Source organism: Pseudomonas moraviensis subsp. stanleyae (genome assembly GCF_036283065.1).
Lineage (GTDB): Bacteria > Pseudomonadota > Gammaproteobacteria > Pseudomonadales > Pseudomonadaceae > Aquipseudomonas > Aquipseudomonas stanleyae.
Map to the genome: position 1 here is coordinate 116,996 of NZ_JAADJI010000013.1, position 18,867 is coordinate 135,862.

The 18,867-nt window shown below is 61.4% G+C and carries 11 protein-coding genes; 4 read left to right on the forward strand and 7 right to left on the reverse strand.

Annotation, left to right across the window (positions count from 1 at the left end):
• Window positions 1-1,230: an acyl-CoA dehydrogenase gene (locus GXB78_RS23230; protein WP_329517170.1), complete on the forward strand. Its 1,230-nt coding sequence runs from the start codon at window positions 1-3 to the stop codon at window positions 1,228-1,230.
• Between the two features lie 180 nt (window positions 1,231-1,410).
• On the opposite strand, the gene GXB78_RS23235 is transcribed toward GXB78_RS23230, so the two are convergent.
• Both GXB78_RS23235 and xthA read right to left on the reverse strand, forming a co-directional pair.
• A complete protein-coding gene (locus GXB78_RS23235) occupies window positions 1,411-2,745 on the reverse strand; it encodes a phosphate ABC transporter substrate-binding/OmpA family protein (RefSeq protein WP_329517171.1) in 1,335 nt (444 codons plus the stop codon).
• A gap of 190 nt (window positions 2,746-2,935) precedes the next feature.
• On the reverse strand, window positions 2,936-3,748 hold the full coding sequence (gene xthA / locus GXB78_RS23240; RefSeq protein WP_329517172.1) for an exodeoxyribonuclease III: 813 nt from the start codon (window positions 3,746-3,748) through the stop codon (window positions 2,936-2,938).
• A 237-nt stretch (window positions 3,749-3,985) separates the two neighbouring features.
• On the opposite strand from xthA, the gene GXB78_RS23245 reads away from it, so the two are divergent.
• From GXB78_RS23245 to GXB78_RS23255, 3 genes are all read left to right on the forward strand, one after another.
• Window positions 3,986-4,636, forward strand: a complete 651-nt coding sequence (locus GXB78_RS23245) for a GNAT family N-acetyltransferase (RefSeq protein ID WP_042609196.1) — start codon at window positions 3,986-3,988, stop codon at window positions 4,634-4,636.
• 66 nt (window positions 4,637-4,702) lie between these two features.
• The gene (locus tag GXB78_RS23250) at window positions 4,703-6,430 is read left to right on the forward strand and encodes an autotransporter assembly complex protein TamA (protein ID WP_329517173.1); all 1,728 of its coding nucleotides are present in this window, start codon (window positions 4,703-4,705) and stop codon (window positions 6,428-6,430) included.
• Window positions 6,427-10,101 carry a translocation/assembly module TamB domain-containing protein gene (locus GXB78_RS23255; protein WP_329517174.1) on the forward strand — a complete coding sequence of 1,225 codons (3,675 nt, stop codon included), beginning with the start codon at window positions 6,427-6,429 and terminating at the stop codon, window positions 10,099-10,101. The genes GXB78_RS23250 and GXB78_RS23255 overlap by 4 nt, the downstream gene beginning before the upstream one ends.
• An 830-nt stretch (window positions 10,102-10,931) precedes the next feature.
• Here the strand turns inward: GXB78_RS23255 and GXB78_RS23260 are convergent.
• From GXB78_RS23260 to GXB78_RS23280, 5 genes are all read right to left on the reverse strand, one after another.
• The gene (locus tag GXB78_RS23260; RefSeq protein ID WP_329517175.1) at window positions 10,932-13,421 is read right to left on the reverse strand and encodes a fimbria/pilus outer membrane usher protein; all 2,490 of its coding nucleotides are present in this window, start codon (window positions 13,419-13,421) and stop codon (window positions 10,932-10,934) included.
• 85 nt (window positions 13,422-13,506) lie between these two features.
• Window positions 13,507-14,253, reverse strand: a complete 747-nt coding sequence (locus GXB78_RS23265) for a fimbrial biogenesis chaperone (protein ID WP_329517176.1) — start codon at window positions 14,251-14,253, stop codon at window positions 13,507-13,509.
• A gap of 74 nt (window positions 14,254-14,327) precedes the next feature.
• The gene (locus GXB78_RS23270) at window positions 14,328-14,915 is read right to left on the reverse strand and encodes a fimbrial protein (RefSeq protein ID WP_253503359.1); all 588 of its coding nucleotides are present in this window, start codon (window positions 14,913-14,915) and stop codon (window positions 14,328-14,330) included.
• Between the two features lie 106 nt (window positions 14,916-15,021).
• Window positions 15,022-15,669, reverse strand: coding sequence for a response regulator (locus tag GXB78_RS23275; protein WP_329517177.1), 648 nt, complete (start codon window positions 15,667-15,669; stop codon window positions 15,022-15,024).
• A 22-nt stretch (window positions 15,670-15,691) separates the two neighbouring features.
• Window positions 15,692-18,853, reverse strand: coding sequence for a hybrid sensor histidine kinase/response regulator (locus GXB78_RS23280; RefSeq protein ID WP_329517178.1), 3,162 nt, complete (start codon window positions 18,851-18,853; stop codon window positions 15,692-15,694).
• Between the last annotated feature and the right edge of the window lie 14 nt (window positions 18,854-18,867).

Genomic DNA, 18,867 nt, shown 5'->3' on the forward strand with positions numbered 1-18,867 from the left:
ATGGATTTCGCTTATTCGCCCAAGGTGCAAGAACTGCGTGAGCGCGTGACTGCGTTCATGGACACTTACGTTTACCCGGCCGAGGCGGTGTTCGAGCGCCAGGTCGCCGAGGGCGATCGCTGGCAGCCGACCGCGATCATGGAAGAGCTCAAGGCCAAGGCCAAGGCCGAAGGGTTGTGGAATTTGTTTCTGCCTGAGTCCGAACTGGGCGCCGGCCTGAGCAACCTCGAATACGCGCCCCTGGCAGAAATCATGGGCCGTTCCCTGCTGGGGCCGGAACCGTTCAACTGCTCGGCGCCGGACACCGGCAACATGGAAGTGCTGGTGCGCTACGCCAACGAAGAACAGAAACAGCGCTGGCTCGAACCGCTGCTGCGCGGCGAGATCCGCTCGGCGTTCGCCATGACCGAGCCTGACGTGGCGTCTTCCGATGCCACCAACATGGCCGCCCGCGCGGTGCGCGATGGCGATCAGTGGGTGATCAACGGCAAGAAATGGTGGACCTCCGGCGCCTGCGATCCACGCTGCAAGATTCTGATCTTCATGGGCCTGAGCAACCCCGACGCGCCGCGTCACGCCCAGCACTCGATGATCCTCGTGCCGGTCGACACCCCCGGCGTGAAGATCGTCCGGCCGCTGCCGGTGTTCGGTTACGACGATGCACCGCACGGCCACGCCGAAGTGCTGTTCGACAATGTGCGGGTGCCGTACGAAAACGTTCTGCTCGGTGAAGGACGCGGTTTCGAAATCGCCCAGGGTCGCCTTGGCCCAGGGCGGATTCACCACTGCATGCGTTCGATCGGTATGGCCGAGCGTGCGCTGGAACTGATGTGCAAGCGCTCGGTGAGCCGCACCGCGTTCGGCAAACCGCTGGCGCGTCTGGGCGGCAATATCGACAAGATCGCCGACTCGCGGATGGAGATCGACATGGCCCGTCTGCTGACGTTGAAAGCGGCGTACATGATGGACACCGTCGGCAACAAAGTGGCGAAAAGCGAGATCGCACAGATCAAGGTCGTGGCGCCGAACGTCGCCTTGCGGGTGATCGATCGGGCGATCCAGATGCACGGCGGCGCCGGGGTGTCGAACGATTTCCCGCTGGCCTATATGTATGCGATGCAGCGCACCCTGCGTCTGGCCGACGGCCCGGACGAAGTGCACCGCGCGGCGATCGGCAAGTTCGAGATCGGCAAGTATGTGCCGAAGGAAATGTTGCGCAGCGGCCACTGAGCCGACACCGACTTGCGGTGAACACTCATTGTGGCGAGGGAGCTTGCTCCCGCTCGGCTGCGCAGCAGTCGTAAAATCAGGCAACCCGGTTTTTCTGCCAATACCGGTCACTTGATCAGGGTCGCTTCGCAACCCAGCGGGAGCAAGCTCCCTCGCCACAACAGCCGTTGAGCTTTCGGATCAATACACCCAAACCTCAACCCGCCGATTCTTGATCCTTCCCTCATCCGCACTGTTGGTCGCCACCGGCATCAGCGCGCCGAAGCCGCGCACTTCGCGCATGACCACACCGTTCCTGACCAGCTCGCGGCGAACCGCCATCGCTCGCAGCTTCGACAGCAGATCGGCCCGCGCCGGGTCATCCTTCAAATCACCAAAACCCACCAGCGTCACCGCGCGCTCGGTCTTGCCATTGCGCTGTATATAGTCGAGCACCCGCGCCAGATCCTGCCGTGCCTTGTTGTCCAGACTGGCGCTGCCCTCGGCAAAACGGAAATTCACTGTCAGACGCTGGGCATGTCGGCTGAGGGATTGATAACCTTCGGGCATCAGCGCATTTGGCGCCACGCTCATGGCTTGCACGGTCTGGCTGACAAAACCGCTCGCGGCGACAATCGCCTGACCCTGAGGGCTCTGCGCGAATGTGGCCAAGGCCTGCGCCCACTGATTCTGGCTGTCCGGCGGCAGATAAAAGAACAAGCGCCGCGACAGCGGATAATCTTCGGTGGCGATCAGACTGTTCAGCGGCAGCATCGCTTGGGAGGCGCCATCGGCAATTGCCACGGCTTTGGCCTGACGCACGTAAGGCAAGCCGATGAAGCCGATACCTTGCGGGTCAGCGCTGACCGCATCGGACAATTGCTCGCTGGATTCGAAACGTTTCGCTGCGCTGCTGAGACTTTTCCCACGCCGACTCAGGACCAGTTCCTTGAGTGTGTCGTAGGTCCCCGATTGATCATCCCGCGCATATAGATGTATGGCGCCGCCACGGCCACCGATGTCTTCCCAGGTTTTCACTTCGCCGGCGAAAATCCGCGCCAGTTGTTCGGTATCCAGCTGCTGTAGCGGATTGGCCGGGTTGAGGATGATCGCCAGACCGTCGATGGCAATGACTTGCTCAGCCGCCGGGCTTTTCAGATCGCCGAGGATTTGCAGGGCGAGCAGCTCGCTGTCCTTGATCTCGCGGGAGGAGGCGGCGAGGTCGGCGCTGGCGTTTTTCAACGCGGTGAAACCAGTGCTGGAACCGTGGGCGGCGACCTCGATGACCACACGCTGCCCTTGTGCGGTCTGGCCGACGATGCGTTGTTCGTTGGCAGTATCCGGGGTTTCGCGGTGGATTTTCAGCAGGCCTTGTTCCTGCAACAGGCCTTCGACCAGCGCCGGGCCGAGCTCGGCGCCGATGGTGTTGGAACCCTGAATGCGCAATGCCGGGCCGTTTTCGGGGATCGGCAGTGCGGCGGCGGACACCGACAACCAGCCACTCAACAGGAAAACGCAGAAAACACGCAGGGTCATGCCGGCACCGAATCAAGCCAAGGGGATTGCCGGGGAGATTAAGTCAGGCGCGTGACCGAAATATGACAGTGGATTACCTGTGGGAGCGAGCCTGCTCGCGAATACAGAGTGTCAGTGGACAAATATGTGACTGATACACCGCCTTCGCGAGCAGGCTCGCTCCCACAGGGGATTTCAGGTGATGCGCAGATCAGGCCAGTTCAAGCCAGATCGGCGCATGGTCCGAGGGCTTTTCCATGCCGCGCAGTTCGTAGTCCACGCCGGCGTCCTTGACCCGTGGCAGCAGGCCATGGGAAGCCAGAATCACGTCAATCCGCAGGCCGCGCTTGGGCTCGTCTTCAAAGCCACGGCTGCGGTAGTCGAACCAGCTGAACATGTCGGTCACTTCGGGATTGAGGTGACGATAGCTGTCGGTCAGGCCCCAGTTCTTCAGGCGCGCCATCCACTCGCGTTCTTCCGGCAGGAAGCTGCATTTGCCGGTTTTCAGCCAGCGCTTCATGTTGTCCGGGCCGATGCCGATGTCGCAGTCTTCCGGGGAAATGTTCACATCGCCCATCACCACCAGTGGCTGTTCGTTGTGGAACTGGCTCTCCAGCAGCGCTTGCAGATCGCTGTAGAAGCGCTGCTTGGCAGGGAATTTGGTTGGGTGGTCGCGGCTTTCACCCTGTGGGAAATAGCCGTTCATGATCGTCACCGGCACGCCATTGGCGTCGGCGAACGTGCCCCAGATAAAGCGCCGTTGCGCGTCTTCTTCATCCGTGGCGAAGCCTTTGTGAATGGCGATCGGTTCGTTGCGCGAGAGCAGGGCGACACCGTAATGACCCTTCTGGCCATGAAAGTGCACGTGATAGCCGAGGGCGCGGATCTCTTCGTGGGGAAACTGGTCGTCGTGAACTTTGGTTTCCTGCAGGCCGATCACGTCGGGCTGATGTTTTTCGATCAGCGCTGCCAGCTGATGCGGACGGGCACGCAGTCCGTTGATGTTGAAGGAAACGATCTTCATGGTCGGCAGTCCTGGCAAAAGGGCGATGCTAGCTGACATGGGGGAGATGGGCCAGTGTGGGAGAAATCATTTTGGCCTGTGGGATTTGGGTTGTTGGGTCTGGCCCCTTCGCGAGCAGGCAAGATCGATGAAGATCCCGACTTGGTCTATACCTGTCAGGGGAACCACCACACCCGCCCAAGGTTCGTACCAACAAGCGCGCCAGCCTTCGAGCGCGCTCCGGGGAGAATCATTGTCATGCCTGAAACCCAGTTCGCCAGCGCCGCCATCCACATGCTCGACCGCGGCTACTCGCGCGAAGCCCGCTCGTTGCTGTATCAGGCTTATCGCCACGAGCCGACTTTCGGCTATCTGTTCGAGGCCGAACGCCCCGGCTACGAACAACGCGTGCGCGCCACGGTGCGCGAGCTGGTCAAACAGCATTTCCTCCAGGACTTGCCGGCGATCGGCCTGTTGGTCAACGATCGCTTGATCGGCATCGCCCTGATCGCGCCGCCGCAACGGCGCCTGGGCGTTACCGAGAGCTGGGCGTGGCGCCTGCGCATGGTGCTCAGCACCGGGTTTCGCTGCACCCGGCGTTATCTGGAATATCACGATGCCGTCGCCGCGTGCGTGCCCGGGGATTCAGTGCACATGCTGCCGCTGCTTGGTGTACATCCACAGTTTCAGGGCAAGCACTACGGCGAACAACTGCTCACCGCCGTGCACAACTGGTGCGCGGTCGATGAAACCTCGCAAGGCGTGGTGCTCGACACCGGCAATCCGCGTTACCTGGAATTCTATAAACGCCAGGGTTATCAGGAGATCGGCGAGGTTGCCGTCGGCCCGGTGCGCGAACACGTATTTTTCCACGCCAATCCGCAGGTGTTACAAACAGCAACGGGATAATCATCGAACTTCTTCACAAATTACCTGTTCTATCAGGCTCCCGAGCCCGTGATAGCATCCGCGCCTATGAAGTTTCCACGAAGATTTACCAGCGGCGTGCTGATGCTGTTATCCAGCTGCGCGGCGTTGGCGCAAAGTGAATTGGATGTACGGATCAAGCCGTCCAACGATGAACTCAAGGCCAATATAGAAGGCTATATCGGCAACCTCGGCGATCGCGACGAAGAAGCCTTGCTGCGCTTCAGTCGCGGCGCCGAAGAGCAGGCGCGCAAAGCCGCGCAGGCGTTGGGCTACTACCAGCCGCAGATCGACAGTGACGTCAAGGGCGGGGAAAAACCGCGTCTGGTGCTGAACATAGATCCCGGCGAGCCGATTCGCCTGCGTAATGTCACCGTGCGCGTCGATGGCCCGGCGGCCTCGCTGAAATCCTTTCGCGTACCGAAAAGCGACCTGCTCAAGTCCGGCGCAGTGCTCAACCATGGCCGCTACGAAGACGCCAAACGGGTCATCCAGAATCAGGCCTCGCGCTTCGGTTACTTCAGCGGCCATTTCACCAGCCAGAAACTCATGGTCGATCCGCGCGCGGGTGTCGCCGACATCGAACTGATCTACGCCAGCGGCCCGCGTTATGCGCTGGGCAAAGTCAGCTTTGCGGGCGACACGCCGTTCGACGAAGACCTGTTGCAACGCATGGTGCCGTTCAAGGCAGGCGAGCCTTACGATTCCGAACTGATCGCCGAACTCAATCGCGACCTGCAATCGAGCGGCTATTTCGAAGGCGTGCGCGTCGACGCCGCGCCGACCGCAGCGAAAAACGATGTGATCCCGGTCGAGGTCAAACTCGACACGCGCAAGCCGCGCACCATGGGCCTGGGTCTCGGTTACTCGACCGACGTCGGCCCACGCATCAAGGCCAACTGGACGCGGCACTGGGTCAATCCGCAGGGCGACAGTTATGGCTGGGAGGCCGAGCTGTCGGCGCCGCGGCAGAACGTCGGGCTGTTCTATGACATTCCGCTCGACCCGCCATTGACCGACAAACTGCGCTGGGCCGGCGGCTATCAGTTCGAAGACATCGAAAGCTCCGACACGTTGAGCAAGCTGCTGACCTTCGGCCCGGAATGGCACAGCAAGTTGCCCAGCGGCTGGCAGCGGGTGATCTCGCTGAAATGGCAGCGCGAGGAATACGAACTCGGCGACGACTCCGGCCTGAGCACCTTGCTCATGCCCGGCATCAGTTATTCGTACCTGAAAAGCGACAATCGCATCGACCCGCGCAACGGCTACCGCTTGAGCTTCGAAAGCAAAGTGGCCAAGGAGGGCCTCGGTTCCGACAACAATCTTTTATATGGCACCGCACTGGTCAAGGGCCTGACCACGGTGTTCGACAAGCACCGCTTGCTCGGTCGCGTACAGGTTGGCGGCAGCGCCACCAATGGCTACAACTCGATTCCGCCGTCGCTGCGCTTCTTTGCCGGCGGCGATCAGAGCGTGCGCGGTTACGACTATCAGAGTCTGTCGCCGAAAAACTCCAAAGGCGATCGTATCGGTGGCCGCTACATGATTGCCGGCAGCGTCGAATATCAATACTCGATCGCCGAGAAATGGCGGGTCGCGACCTTCGTCGACCAAGGCAATTCTTTCAACAAACTCGAACTGCCCGACCTCAAGACCGGGGTCGGCGTGGGTGTGCGCTGGGTCTCGCCGGTCGGGCCGATCCGCCTCGACCTCGCTCGGGCGCTGGACGACGACGGCGGCTTCCGACTGCACTTTTCCATGGGGCCTGAGCTGTGAAGCGTGGTTTGAAAATAACGGCGCTGACCCTGTTGGCGCTGGTCTTGTTGCTCGTCTTGATTTTCGCCGCATTGCTTGGCACGCAGGCCGGCAGCCGCTGGGCACTGGGTCTGGTGCCGGGCCTGAGCGTGGAGAATTTCCACGGTCGCCTCGCTGGCCAATGGAGCGCCGATCACCTGGTTTGGCAGCAGGACACCAGCCGTGTCGAGCTGAACAAGGCAATCTTCGCCTGGTCGCCGCTGTGCCTGACGCGCATGACCTTGTGCATCGATCAGCTCAAGGCCGATCAGGTGATCCTGCAATTCCCGCCGAGCGCAGAAACCACCGAGAGCGGCCCGATCAAACTGCCCGATCTGCAATTGCCGCTGGCCATTGAACTCGGCGATGTCGAGGTCGGCAGCCTGTTGTTCAACGGCAGCGAACAGCTCAAGGGCTTGCAACTGGCGGCGCACTGGACCGCTCAGGGTTTGCAGATCGACAGCGTGAAGTTGCAACGTGATGAACTCAGCCTGAACCTCTCCGGTCTGCTGCAACCGAGCGGTAACTGGCCGTTGAACATTCAGGGCGATCTGACCTTGCCCGCGCCCGGCAGCGAGCCGTGGACCCTAGCGCTGAAAGTCGACGGCGATCTGCTGAAAACCCTCAACCTGCACGCCGACAGCCGTGGCTACCTCGACGGCGAGTTGAGCGGCGAGCTGCAAGCGCTGGCGGAAAACCTGCCAGCAAAGGTGCGCATCACCAGCGAGGCGTTCAAGCCGAGCGCCGATCTGCCGGACACTCTGCAATTCACTCAGCTTGTGCTCACGGGCGAAGGCGACCTGAAGAACGGTTACCAGCTGCTCGGCAACGCCATGCTGCCCGCCGAGAAATCGCCAGTGGCGCTGCTGCTCAAAGGCAAGGTCGACGCCAACGGCGCGCAGATCGCCGGGCTCGATCTCAACGCCAATGACACGCAGAGCCTCAAACTCACTGGCAATGTCGACTGGAGCAAAGGCCTCAGCGCTCAGGCCAACATCAACTGGCAAGACTTCCCCTGGCACCGGCTCTATCCGGAAATCGACGAACCGCAAGTCACGCTGCGTACCTTCACTGGCGAAGTGTCCTACACCGACGGTCAGTACCTCGGTAATTTCGACGCGGCGCTGGATGGCCCGGCGGGGGCGTTCACCCTGAGCAGTCCATTCAGCGGCAGCCTCGAACAGATCGCCTTGCCGCAACTGGTCATGCAGGCCGGGCAAGGCAAGGCCGAAGGGCACGTCAATGTGCGCTTCGCCGACGGCATCGCCTGGGATACCGCGCTGGATCTGTCGGCGCTCAACCCGGCGTACTGGGTCGCCGAACTGCCGGGCACGCTGGCCGGGCCGCTGAAAAGCAAAGGCGAGATGAAGAACGATCGCCTGAGCCTCAGCGCCGATCTCGACCTCAAAGGCAAACTGCGCGGCCAACCGGCGATCCTGCAAGCCAAAGCTGACGGCGCCGGCGAGCAGTGGAACCTCAACGCCCTGCAGATCCGCCTCGGCGACAACAGCATCAACGGCAAGGGCAGCCTGCAGGACAAACTCGGCGGCCAGATCGACATCAAGCTGCCGCGCCTCGCGCAGTTGTGGCCGCAATTGCGCGGGCAGGTCAACGGTCAGGTCAATGTCGCCGGTACGCTGAAGGCGCCGCAGGGCAAGCTCGATCTGCAAGGTTCGCAACTGGCCTTCCAGGACAATCGCCTGCAAAGCCTCAACCTCGACGCCACGCTCGACAGTGCGCAACGGGCGAAGATCAATCTCAAAGGTAGCGGCATTCAGACCGGCGATACCTCGCTGGGCACGCTGACGGCGAGCGCTCAGGGCGATATCAAAAGCCAGAAACTCAACCTCGACCTGATCGGACCCAAGTTGAAACTGGCCCTGGCTCTGGATGGCAATCTGGACAAGGGCAACTGGCGCGGACGCCTGGCCAGCGGTGATATTCAGGCCGGTGGCCAGGACTGGAGGCTGCAAAGCCCGGCGAGGCTGGAGCGTCTGGCGAACGGCCAGATCAATTTCGGCGCGCATTGCTGGCTGTCCGGCAACGCCAGCTTGTGCGGTGAAGATCAGCGCCTGATGCCCGAGCCGAAGCTGCGCTATCACCTCAAGCAGTTCCCGATCGAAAGCCTCGCGCAATGGCTACCCAAAGACTTCGCCTGGCAGGGCCGGCTCAACGCCGATCTGCAACTGGACCTGCCGGCCAGCGGTCCGAACGGCGTGGTCAATGTCGATGCCAGCGGCGGCACGCTGCGCGTGCGCGACAAGGATCAGTGGCTGGATTTCCCCTACCAGACGCTCAAGCTCAGCAGCAAACTCACGCCCAAGCGTGTTGACACCGAGCTCAATTTTGTCGGCGGCAAACTCGGCGAATTGATGGTGCAGGCGCAGCTCAATCCGCTGCCGAAAAACAAACCGCTGAGCGGCTCGTTCCGCCTTTCCGGCCTCGATCTGTCGGTGGCGCGGCCATTCGTGCCGATGGTGGAAAAACTCAGCGGCCGGCTCAACGGCAGCGGCACTATTTCCGGTGGCCTGCTCGCACCGCTGGTCAACGGCACCGTGCAGCTCAGTGATGGCGAAGTCTCCGGAGCTGAATTGCCGATGGAGCTGCAGAACCTGCAACTGACCGCGGCGATTGCCGGCGAATCGGTGCGTCTGGACGGCGGCTGGAACAGCGGCAAGACCGGCCAGGGCAGCCTCAACGGCAACGTCGCCTGGGGCCAGGCGCTGGTGGTCGATCTGGCGCTCAAGGGCACGCGATTGCCAGTCAGTGTCGAACCCTACGCCAAACTTGAAATGGCTCCGGACCTGAAGATTTCCATGGCCGGCGATGAGCTGAAAGTCGCCGGCAAGGTGCTGGTGCCGAAAGGCGAAATCACTGTGCGCGAATTGCCGCCATCAACGGTGAAAGTCTCCGACGATACCATCATCGTTGGCGCGCAAACCGAAGAGGGCAAACCGCCGATCGCGATGAAAATGGACATCGACGTGATCGTCGGCCAGGACAAGCTTAGCTTCGCCGGTTTCGGCCTGACCGCCAACCTGCAAGGCCAGGTGCACATCGGCGACAACATGGACACCCGTGGCGAACTGTGGCTCAACGACGGCCGCTATCGCGCCTATGGCCAGCGCCTGACGGTGCGGCGTGCGCGTCTGTTGTTCGCCGGCCCCATCGACCAACCGTATCTGGACATCGAAGCGATCCGCCAGACCGACGATGTCATCGCCGGTATTCGCCTGAGCGGCAGCGCCGAACAGCCGACTACGCAGATCTTCTCCGAACCGGCGATGAGTCAGGAGCAGGCGTTGTCGTATCTGGTACTGGGCCGTCCGCTGAGCACCAACGGCGAAGACAACAACATGCTTGCGCAAGCAGCGCTGGGTCTGGGCTTGATGGGCAGTGCCGGGGTCACCGGTGGCCTGGCCAAGGATCTGGGCATCGAGGATTTCCAGCTCGACACCCAGGGCAGCGGCAACGACACCAGCGTCGTCGCCAGCGGCAACATCTCGGAAAAGCTCAGCCTGCGCTACGGCGTCGGCGTCTTCGAACCGGCCAGCACCATCGCCTTGCGCTACAAGCTCAGCAAGAAGGTCTATGTCGAAGCGGCAAGCGGCGTGGCGAGTTCGCTGGATATTTTCTACAAGCGGGACTTCTAGAACGCACCTGCTCATTTCAACCGAGTCGCGCCCTTCGCGAGCAGGCTCGCTCCCACAGTTGGAATGCGGTTTCCCCCTCTGTAGGAGTGAGCCTACTCGCGAAGGCTTTTTTTCAGGCGGTGGGGTTTTTTTGACCGGGTACATATCCGTTGCTGCGGTAACGGCTGCTTAGGGTTCCGCCCTTACGGCGGGTCACCTTTTCCAAACGCCGAAAAGGTAACCCAAAAGGCTTGCTCCTGCGTTCGGCCCTCGCAGGCTCGGGTTCCTTCGCTGCGGGATCGATCCGGGCGCAGCGGCTCCGGTTTGCTTCGCTGCACCTCCTTGCGCTGTGTTCGACTTCGTCGAACGGTCGCTGCGCTCCCACGCCCGGATCCATCCCTCCGCTCAGCCTTCCGACGTCGCTGGTGGATCTAGATCAAAAGCAGGCGAGCTGACACTCGGACTTATGGTTGGCGCGGTCATTGTAGGAGCTGCCGAAGGCTGCGATCTTTTGATTTTGCTGTTGCTGTTGCTGTTGCTCTTGCTCTTGCTCTTGCTCTTGCTCTTGCTCTTGCTCTTGCTCTTGCTTTTGCTTTTGCTTTTGCTTTTGCTTTTGCTTTTGCTTTTGTAGGAGTGAGCCTGCTCGCGATAGCTATCTCGAAAAAACCGGTGAATAGCAGGTTTACCCAATCCCTGTGGGAGCTGGCTTGCCAGCGATGGCGGCCTTGTAGCCGACCAGCCTCTGGCGGATATACCCGGTTCCGATTGTGGGAGTGAGCCTGCTCGCGAAGGCGGCTTTCCGGTCGGCAGAGAAGGTGCGGCTGACTGCCCCATCGCGAGCAGGCTCACTCTTATAGGTGCGCCGGTTGGCACACCAATGAAGCTCGTTCGTAGTTCAACGCCTTGTCGCGCTCCGGCAGCGCATAGGGTGCCTCGCAGCGCTGGCCTTGCCACTTGATGGTCAAGGTGCCGGCGTCGTCTTCGACCAGGGCCAGGGCCTTGCCGCTCGGATCGGAGATCGCCAGTTGCTTGCCGGCGGCGTCTTCCAGCGCGGCGCCGAACGGAATCGGCTGGTGCTGCGCATCGAACAGCGAGAACTGCACCCTGCGTCCGGTCTTGCTCGCATAGCGCGCCAGCACCACCGCACCACGGCGCGGCACCACTTGCTGGGTGGCGTTTTCGATTTCGACATCGCCGCCCAGATCGCGGGTGTCGAGGCTGATCCAGTTGACCCGATACGGTTGCGCATTGGACACCACGGCATACCCATTGCCAGCGGTTTTCGCCCCGGAGAAGCTGGCGATCTTCACGCCTTCGACACCCTCGACCTGCGCCAGCGCGAACGTCTCGCCGACGGTCTGCCCGAGGTTGATGCCGCCGGCGTGGCCGACAATCGAACCGGCAACATTGAGATTCTGCGAGTTGTAGCCACGGCCCTGACTGTAACCGGCACTGATGTCCATTACCGAGGTTCGCGTGCTGAGGTTGGCCGAGCCCGTGCTGCCGCCGGTGCGACTGTTGCCGCCCTGCACCGAGTAATAGGTGTCGCTGTCTTCGGCCAGATAACCGTTGATGCCGACCTGGGTGCTGCTGTTGTCCTTCTGCGAACTGGCCGAAACGAATGCCCGTGGCGCGCGGGGTTTCGAGCCCAGCGGAAACGACAGCGACAGGTTGAGCAGAGTGTCGTTGTTCGCCGGGCCGTAGTTGCCGACATCCTTGGTATAGGTGGCGCTGAGGTTGTAGCTGACTTCGCCCCAATAATTGCTGTAACCGGCCGACAGGCTCTGCGAACCGCCGCGTCCCCAGTAGCGCTGGTCGCTGGCGTTGAGGTAGATGCTGCCGAACTGCTGGTTGCGTCCCAGGCTCTGGTTGACGGTCAGGTCGGTGCGGGTTTTCGAATTGCCGGTGCGTTGCTCGCCGTCCCGGCTCAGCTCCTCGACGTGTTCGCTCAAGGTGCGATAGCCCTCGGTCGAATAACGGTAGGCGGCGAGGGTGAAATTGGTGTCGGTCCCGGTGAAGGTCTTGGCGTACAGCGCGCGCAAGCTGTTGCCCTTGACGGTGCGGCCGAAGGTACGGCTGTTGGAATGGGTCAGGTCGAGCGAGATCGCACCGATCGCCGTATTGCGTCCGGCGCCGATCGACAGCGCCTGAAAATTCTCGGTGGCCTGGGTGCCCACGATCGCCGACAGATTACTGCTGACGCCATAAGCCACCGTGCTGCTGAGAAATTCCGGCGTCTGCTGGTCTTCGCTGTTGCTGTTGTAGCGGCCCGCCGAAACGCTGTACTTGAGTTGCCCTTCGCGAACCATGATCGGCAGGCTGGAGAACGCCTGCACCGAGACCCGGCGCCGACCGTCGGCTTCGATCACGGTGATTTCCAGATCGCCGTTGGAGCCGCTCGGGTAGATATCGCTGATCTCGAACGGCCCGGGCGGCACGTTGGCGGTGTACAGAATGTAATTGTTCTGGCGTATCTCGACGGTGGCGCTCGATTGCGCGATGCCGCGAATCACTGGCGCATAACCGCGCTCGCTGTCGGCGCGCATGCCGTCGTCGGAGGCCAGTTTCAAGCCGCGATAGCGCACGCTGTCGAACAGGTCGGCGTCGGAAAAAATATCGCCGGCACTGAACTGGCCCTTCAACGCGGTGACGTCATGTTGCAGATAACTTCGGTTGCTCTTGAACGTGCTCGGTCGGCCGGTGCTGCTGCTGAAGTTGGACTCGTTGCGCAATCGCCAGCCGCCGAGGTTGATGCCGTTGCGCAGGCCGATGTTGTTGGCAAACGTGGTTTCGGCGTCGCTGCTGTTGCGATTGCTGCTCAGCTGATAGTTGATGAACGCTGCGGGTACGCCTTCGTCCCACAGTGCCGGATCGACATAACCACGGCGACCACGCTCCATGGCGCTTTGCGGCACACTGACCAGCAAACGCAGGCGCGGCACGTCGTAGCGCACGGTGGCGTGGTCGATCAGCGCGGGCAGGTCGAGGCAGGCGTCCGCGTCGGCGACGTCGAGTTTGCCGCTGGCCTGCAACTTGCCGAGGTCCACGCCCAGTTGCTTGAGCATGTCCACGGTCAGGCAGGCTTCGACCTTGTTGCTGTCGGGGAGGCGGCGGAAGTCGATATCGCGGCGGCCCACCAGCATGTCGTTGCCGTACAGATCAACGCGATAGGTGCCGGGAAGAACGCGACTGCCGGCGAGCAGCGATTGCAAGTCGAGGGCGGATGTCGCGCCTTGCAGAAACGAGGTATTGAATTGTTCGTCGCCGTCGGCCAGGCAGGTGGTACTGAATACCAGAGCAACCGAAAACGGCGCCAGGCCATCGCGCTTGAGTAAAAACATGCAGGAACCCTATATCACCTCCGATACGAACTAACGGAGCGAAGAGAAATACAGTGAAAGTGCGGCTGTTAAAGCGGCACGCGAGTTACGGCGATTCTTTATCCGGGCTGGCGCTTGTTTCGGCGCTGCTGGAAAGTTGCGCGACATAACGATCGCGGGCGCCATAGTCGTTGATGCTGCTGAATGACAGGCGCGCGGAAGTGGCCGCGTGAATTTGTTTGAAAACGAACTCTTTTTGTTCACCGGGCGCGATCATCATCGAATCGAATGGATGCTCGCTGGTAGTGCCGGATTGCACGGTGATATCGGCAATCGACACGTGATAGAGGCCGGGATTATTCACCAGCAGCAGGCTTTCGCCGGCGCGTTCGGTCAGGCGCCAGGTCAGCTCGGCCGGTGCCCGATAGGCGCTGTTGTTCAGCCCGGCAGGGCGGAAGAACACCTTGATGCGTTGACGCACCGCCAGTTGCAGGGTGTTCGCGGTTTTCGCCGACTGCGGGATTTCCTGGACATTCAGCCAGACCACCGATTCGCGGTCGCTGGGCATGCCAGTGCCTTCGTAGATGACCCGCAGGATCTGCTGCTCGCTGTCGCTGACGCGCACCAGCGGCGGAGTGACGGCGAAGGGCACAGAGGCCTCGTCGTTGTCGGTGTCGACCCAGGACTGAACCAACACGTCGGCACCGCTGTTGCGCACGGTGATGCCGGCTTCTTTGTGCTTGCCATCGAAAATCAGCCGAGTGCTGCTCAGGGAAATGCCGGCCATGGCCTGATTGACGACGAACAGGCCGAGAAGGCCGACGCAAAGAGACAGGGAAGAACGTAAAAACATGAAGAGTTACCGCACAGAGTGAAGGAAAGTGCAGGGCCGTTCAGCCCCGCACAGTGCTCGATGAAGCGCGCGGTTTATTCGTATTGCAGGGTGAACGGCAGGGTCGCGTCGCCGCGGCCGGCCACGGCCAGTTTTGGATCGACGGTGGTCACGTAGGCCGCCGAGAATTTCAGCGTGGTGTTGCTGTCCTGCAGGGTGTTTTCGATGCGAGCGGTGGTCGGCGAAGTCAAATCGATCACCTCGCCGTTGGCGTCCAGCAACGCGATGCCGATGCCTTTCGCAGCGCCGAGGCCCTGGATCAGGTTCAGCACTTTGGTGCCTGTCGCGATGCCCGAACCACCCTGTTTGGTCGGTTCGAAGATCATTGCCACCTTGGTACCGGCGTTACAGTTGATCTTCATGTCGAAGTTCTCGACGCTCAGGGTGCCGTTGCCTTTTGGCGCGGTAGCGGTGCCCATGTCCTTGATCGACACTTCGCCCATGTTCACCGAAATGGTTTTTTCCTTGCCGGCGCCTTCGATCGAGCAGGCATCGTTGTTGATGTTGCCAGTGAAGTTGATGGTGCCGCTGCCAGCCTTGGTAGGCACGACCGGGTCGGCCGCGAGAACATTACCGGCAGCGAAGATCGACAGGGCGAGAAGCGTGCGAGACAGCTTTTTCATGTTGCTTTTCCATTGGTGGGGTAAAGACAACACGATAAAACCCGTACCGACATTGCAACATCAGACGATCCCTAGAAGCCGGGAAGTTGCAAGCGATAACGGTGAGTTAATTGAACAAGTTGCGTTCGATGCAATAAGCCAGCAACTCCTGATCACTGCTTACTTTCAGTTTGCGCATGGCCGAAATCTTCTGCGTACTGATTGTTTTCGCACTTCTGTTCAAACCCCGGGCAATTTCATTGACGCCTTGCCCCTGAACGAACAAGCGCAGAATTTCATGTTCCTTGGGCGATAGGCGGGAAAAGCGTTCATCGAGATCGGCGCCGTCGTCCAGCACAGAGTTCGGCGCCGGTTGATGGCCGCGTATCCGCTTGCCCTTGGCGATGGCTTTGAGCGCCACTTCTATTTCAACGTGCAATTGGCTTTTCTGAATGACCGCGAGTACGCCGAGCTCTTGCAGGCGGGTCAGGATCAGCGGGTTGGAAATCATGGTCAGCACCAGTACCCGCACTGCGGGAAAGTGCCGGGTGACGTACTCCACCAGTTTCAGACCGTCACCGTAGGGCGAGTCGCCGGGCATATTGAAATCCGTAATCAACAGGTCTACCGGCCGGGCCTTGAGCAATTCGATCAAGCCATCGGAGCACACCGCTTCGCCTACCACGTTGAAGCGCCGGTCGCGCTCGACCAGCTCGCGCACCCCCAGCAGGACGATGGGATGATCATCGGCGATGACAACGTTGAAGGTTTCCATGGGTGCTTTATCCAGAGTGAAATTATTCAAGGGCGTCGAGCAGGTCAGTCAGGCGCGCCAGTTGCTGGCGAACTTCAAGGGCCAACGGCGGGGTAATGCTCATGCCGGTCAAGCGGCATTCCAGCCCGACGAACGCCTGGGCCAGCGCCTCGACCTGCACTGCGCCGAGTGCCCCGGCCATGCTGTGCAACTGCTGCGCGACGCTGTTGGCGTCGGCCGCATCCAGCGCGCTGAGGGTGGTTTGAATGTCCTTGCGCAGTGTCGAGACAAACAGCTCACGCATCTTCGGCGACAGTGTCGGCGGGGTGTCAGCGACCTGCGCGAACGCAATCTGGCAGTGGCTTTGCAAATGCGCGCGTAGCGTTGCCAGGTTCAGCGGTTTGACCAGCCAGGCGTTCATGCCGACGGCGGCGCAGCGTTCGCCTTCTTCGCGCAGGGCATTGGCGGTGACGCCGATGATCGGCAGCGTCGCGTCCTGCTCGCGCAGTGCGGCGGCCAGTTGGTAGCCATTCATGATCGGCATGTTGACGTCGGTCAGCAGCAGATCGAAGCGCCTCGGTGCCCATTGCGCGAGGGCCTGCTCGCCATTGGCGGCGACGATCACCGAGCAGCCCAGCGCCTCCAGTTGTTCCTGGATGATTGCCGCGTTGATTGCATTGTCCTCGGCCACCAGCACGCGCAGATTCAGCGCGCCGGTCTTTTCCTGCGGCGAAGGCGCGCGGCGCTGATGAGTGTCGCGTCGGGCCAGCGCAATCGCCCAGCCAATCGCGCGCACATCGTCGGCATCGACCTGCCAGCCTTTGCCGCTGACCTGCGCCGGGTTGGGGCCGCCCGGTATTGCAGTGATTCGTGCGCCATCGAAAACCGTGGCGTTGGCCAGTGGCGCAAGATCCACCAGCAGTGCCGTGGAGGGTGGCAGCTCGTTGGTTACCAGACGACAATCGAGGCCAAAGCGGCTCAGCCAGCCGAGCAGATGCTGCGCCAGTTCGGCCACCGGTGCGCGTACGTACACGGCGGCGCTGCCGGCCTCGAATGATGGGCAATCGGCGAGGCTGCCCGGCGCGCAATCGAGGCTCAGTTGCAAGTTGAAGCGGCTGCCAAGCCCCGGTTCGCTGACCACGTTCAACTCACCATGCATCAACTCGCACAGCCACTTGCAAATCGCCAGACCAAGACCCGCACCGGCGTGACTGTCGGCCTCGTTGACTTGATAGAAAGGGTCGAACAATTGCTCTTGCTGTGCCTGGGAAATGCCCACGCCGGAATCGCTGACCTGCCACTGCACCTCGGCGCGGCCGTCAGCGTTCTGCAGCACCTGAACGCGCACCACAACGCGACCGTTATCGGTGAACTTGATCGCGTTGCTCAGCAGGTTGTTCAGAATCTGCCGAATGCGCTGCGCATCACCGAGCAACTGATCCGGCAGCGTCGCATCGATGCAGGCATACAGTTGCAGACCTTTGCCACGGGCAAACGCGCCGTAGCTGCGCAGCACATCTTCGGTCAGTTCCAGCGGGCAGAACGGTTGCAGCTCGAGATTCATCTGCCCGGCCTCGATCTTCGACACATCCAGCACGTCACTGATCAGCTTGAACAGGCTGGCGGACGAGCGCTGAATGGTCTCCAGATAGGCCTGCTGACGCGGCGCGAGATCGGTCAGGCCGAGCAGCTCCAGGGTGCCGAGCACGCCATACAGCGGCGTGCGGATTTCATGGCTCATGGTTGCCAGAAAGCGGCTCTTGGCCTGATTGGCCGAATCGGCGGCCTGACGGGCGACTTCGAGTTCCGCCGCATCTTCGACATGGCGGGTGACATCGTGCAGCGCACACAGCCACGCGTCCTGGCCCTGATAGCGTGTCGAAACGAAGGCCACGTGCAAATGCCTGCCGTCGATCTCAAGCTCAGCGTGGCCATGCCCGGTCGCGCCTTGTCGGTGGAGCAGGCTGATCAATTGCTCGGTATCGTGCCATTGCTGGGCGCGCTGATTTTCCAGCAAGACCCGGTGATCGCGGCGGCTGATCACGCACAGGCCGGTGGGTGCGGTGTCGATGACCGCGCGGCTGAACGCCTCGCTTTCGGCGATGCTCGCGTGAGCACTTTGTGCGGGCAGGATGACGCGCTCGGTGTACCAGCGATTGAGCGCGCGGCCACAACCGAGCAGGGCCAGGACCAGGCCCAGCAGGCACAGCAACGGCCACAGCGCGTAATCGAGAAAGCTCTGCACGCTGATCACATAGATCGCCGTCCAGTGCTGTTCGCCGGGGCTGCTCAGCTTGAACACCAGACCGTCGCGGGTCAGGTTCGCGCCTTCATCGAGAACCTGATCGGGCCTGGGCTCGCCGATCAGCACCGTGCCGCTGGGCGTGATCAGCGTGAAGTCATCGTAGATCGACCACTCCATCAGGCGCTCGATGTTGTTGACCTGCGACAGCTTCAACAGCGAACCGAGCACCACCCAGGAGTTCGAGCCTTCGATGGCCAGCGTCGGTTTGTGCAGGTTGATCCGCACGTAAGCGAGCAGACTCGGGGTAACGTTGTCGTCCTCAGCGAACGGGTAGGGCACCCAGTGCACTTGCGCCGAAGTCTGCGCGCGCCGTTGCAGGTTTTTCCGGGTCATGATCTCGACGAAGGTGCTGATCGGCGTCGGCCCCGCTCCGCGCAAACGACCGGCGGCGGGCACGGCGATGTCGAAATTGTCCGGCCCGTTGAGCAGGATCACCTGCGGCGACTGGTAATGCGACGCTGCCCAGAAAGCGCTGTAATAAGCCGCGAGATAGCTGCCGAGGGCAAACACTTTGGGGTACTGGCTGGGGGCGATGCGCTCGGGATCGATCTTGACGCTGAACGGCAACGAAAAGGGCAGGCCCCGACCTTCATAAATATTCGGACCTTCCTCAGGCAAAAGCCTTTGCACAACGGCCGGCGCCACGGTCTCGGGGAAGTACTCACCTTTGTCGCTGGCCCGTGAAACCGCGCCGAGAAAGGCTTCCTGCTCGCGGATGTTTTCCATCAGCCGGGCGAAGTGAAACTGCAGGGTATCGCGCTGCTCTTCGACCATGCGCTGCACACCCAGATAGCTGATGCCCAGCAACAGCAAAACCAGCGCCGCGAGTATCAGCAGGCCCTTGTTCAGGCGCAGCGAACTGCTGGCGAGTTTCTCCAGAAAGGCATTGGGATGCGGCATCAAAGCGCCCGGTC

Bases quoted from the DNA above. Each gene is read 5' to 3' on its own strand.
- GXB78_RS23230 (WP_329517170.1), top strand. From the start codon at position 1: ATGGATTTCGCTTATTCGCCCAAGGTGCAAGAACTGCGTGAGCGCGTG.
- GXB78_RS23235 (WP_329517171.1), bottom strand. From the start codon at position 2,745: ATGACCCTGCGTGTTTTCTGCGTTTTCCTGTTGAGTGGCTGGTTGTCG.
- xthA (WP_329517172.1), bottom strand. From the start codon at position 3,748: ATGAAGATCGTTTCCTTCAACATCAACGGACTGCGTGCCCGTCCGCAT.
- GXB78_RS23245 (WP_042609196.1), top strand. From the start codon at position 3,986: ATGCCTGAAACCCAGTTCGCCAGCGCCGCCATCCACATGCTCGACCGC.
- GXB78_RS23250 (WP_329517173.1), top strand. From the start codon at position 4,703: ATGAAGTTTCCACGAAGATTTACCAGCGGCGTGCTGATGCTGTTATCC.
- GXB78_RS23260 (WP_329517175.1), bottom strand. From the start codon at position 13,421: ATGTTTTTACTCAAGCGCGATGGCCTGGCGCCGTTTTCGGTTGCTCTG.
- GXB78_RS23265 (WP_329517176.1), bottom strand. From the start codon at position 14,253: ATGTTTTTACGTTCTTCCCTGTCTCTTTGCGTCGGCCTTCTCGGCCTG.
- GXB78_RS23270 (WP_253503359.1), bottom strand. From the start codon at position 14,915: ATGAAAAAGCTGTCTCGCACGCTTCTCGCCCTGTCGATCTTCGCTGCC.
- GXB78_RS23275 (WP_329517177.1), bottom strand. From the start codon at position 15,669: ATGGAAACCTTCAACGTTGTCATCGCCGATGATCATCCCATCGTCCTG.
- GXB78_RS23280 (WP_329517178.1), bottom strand. From the start codon at position 18,853: ATGCCGCATCCCAATGCCTTTCTGGAGAAACTCGCCAGCAGTTCGCTG.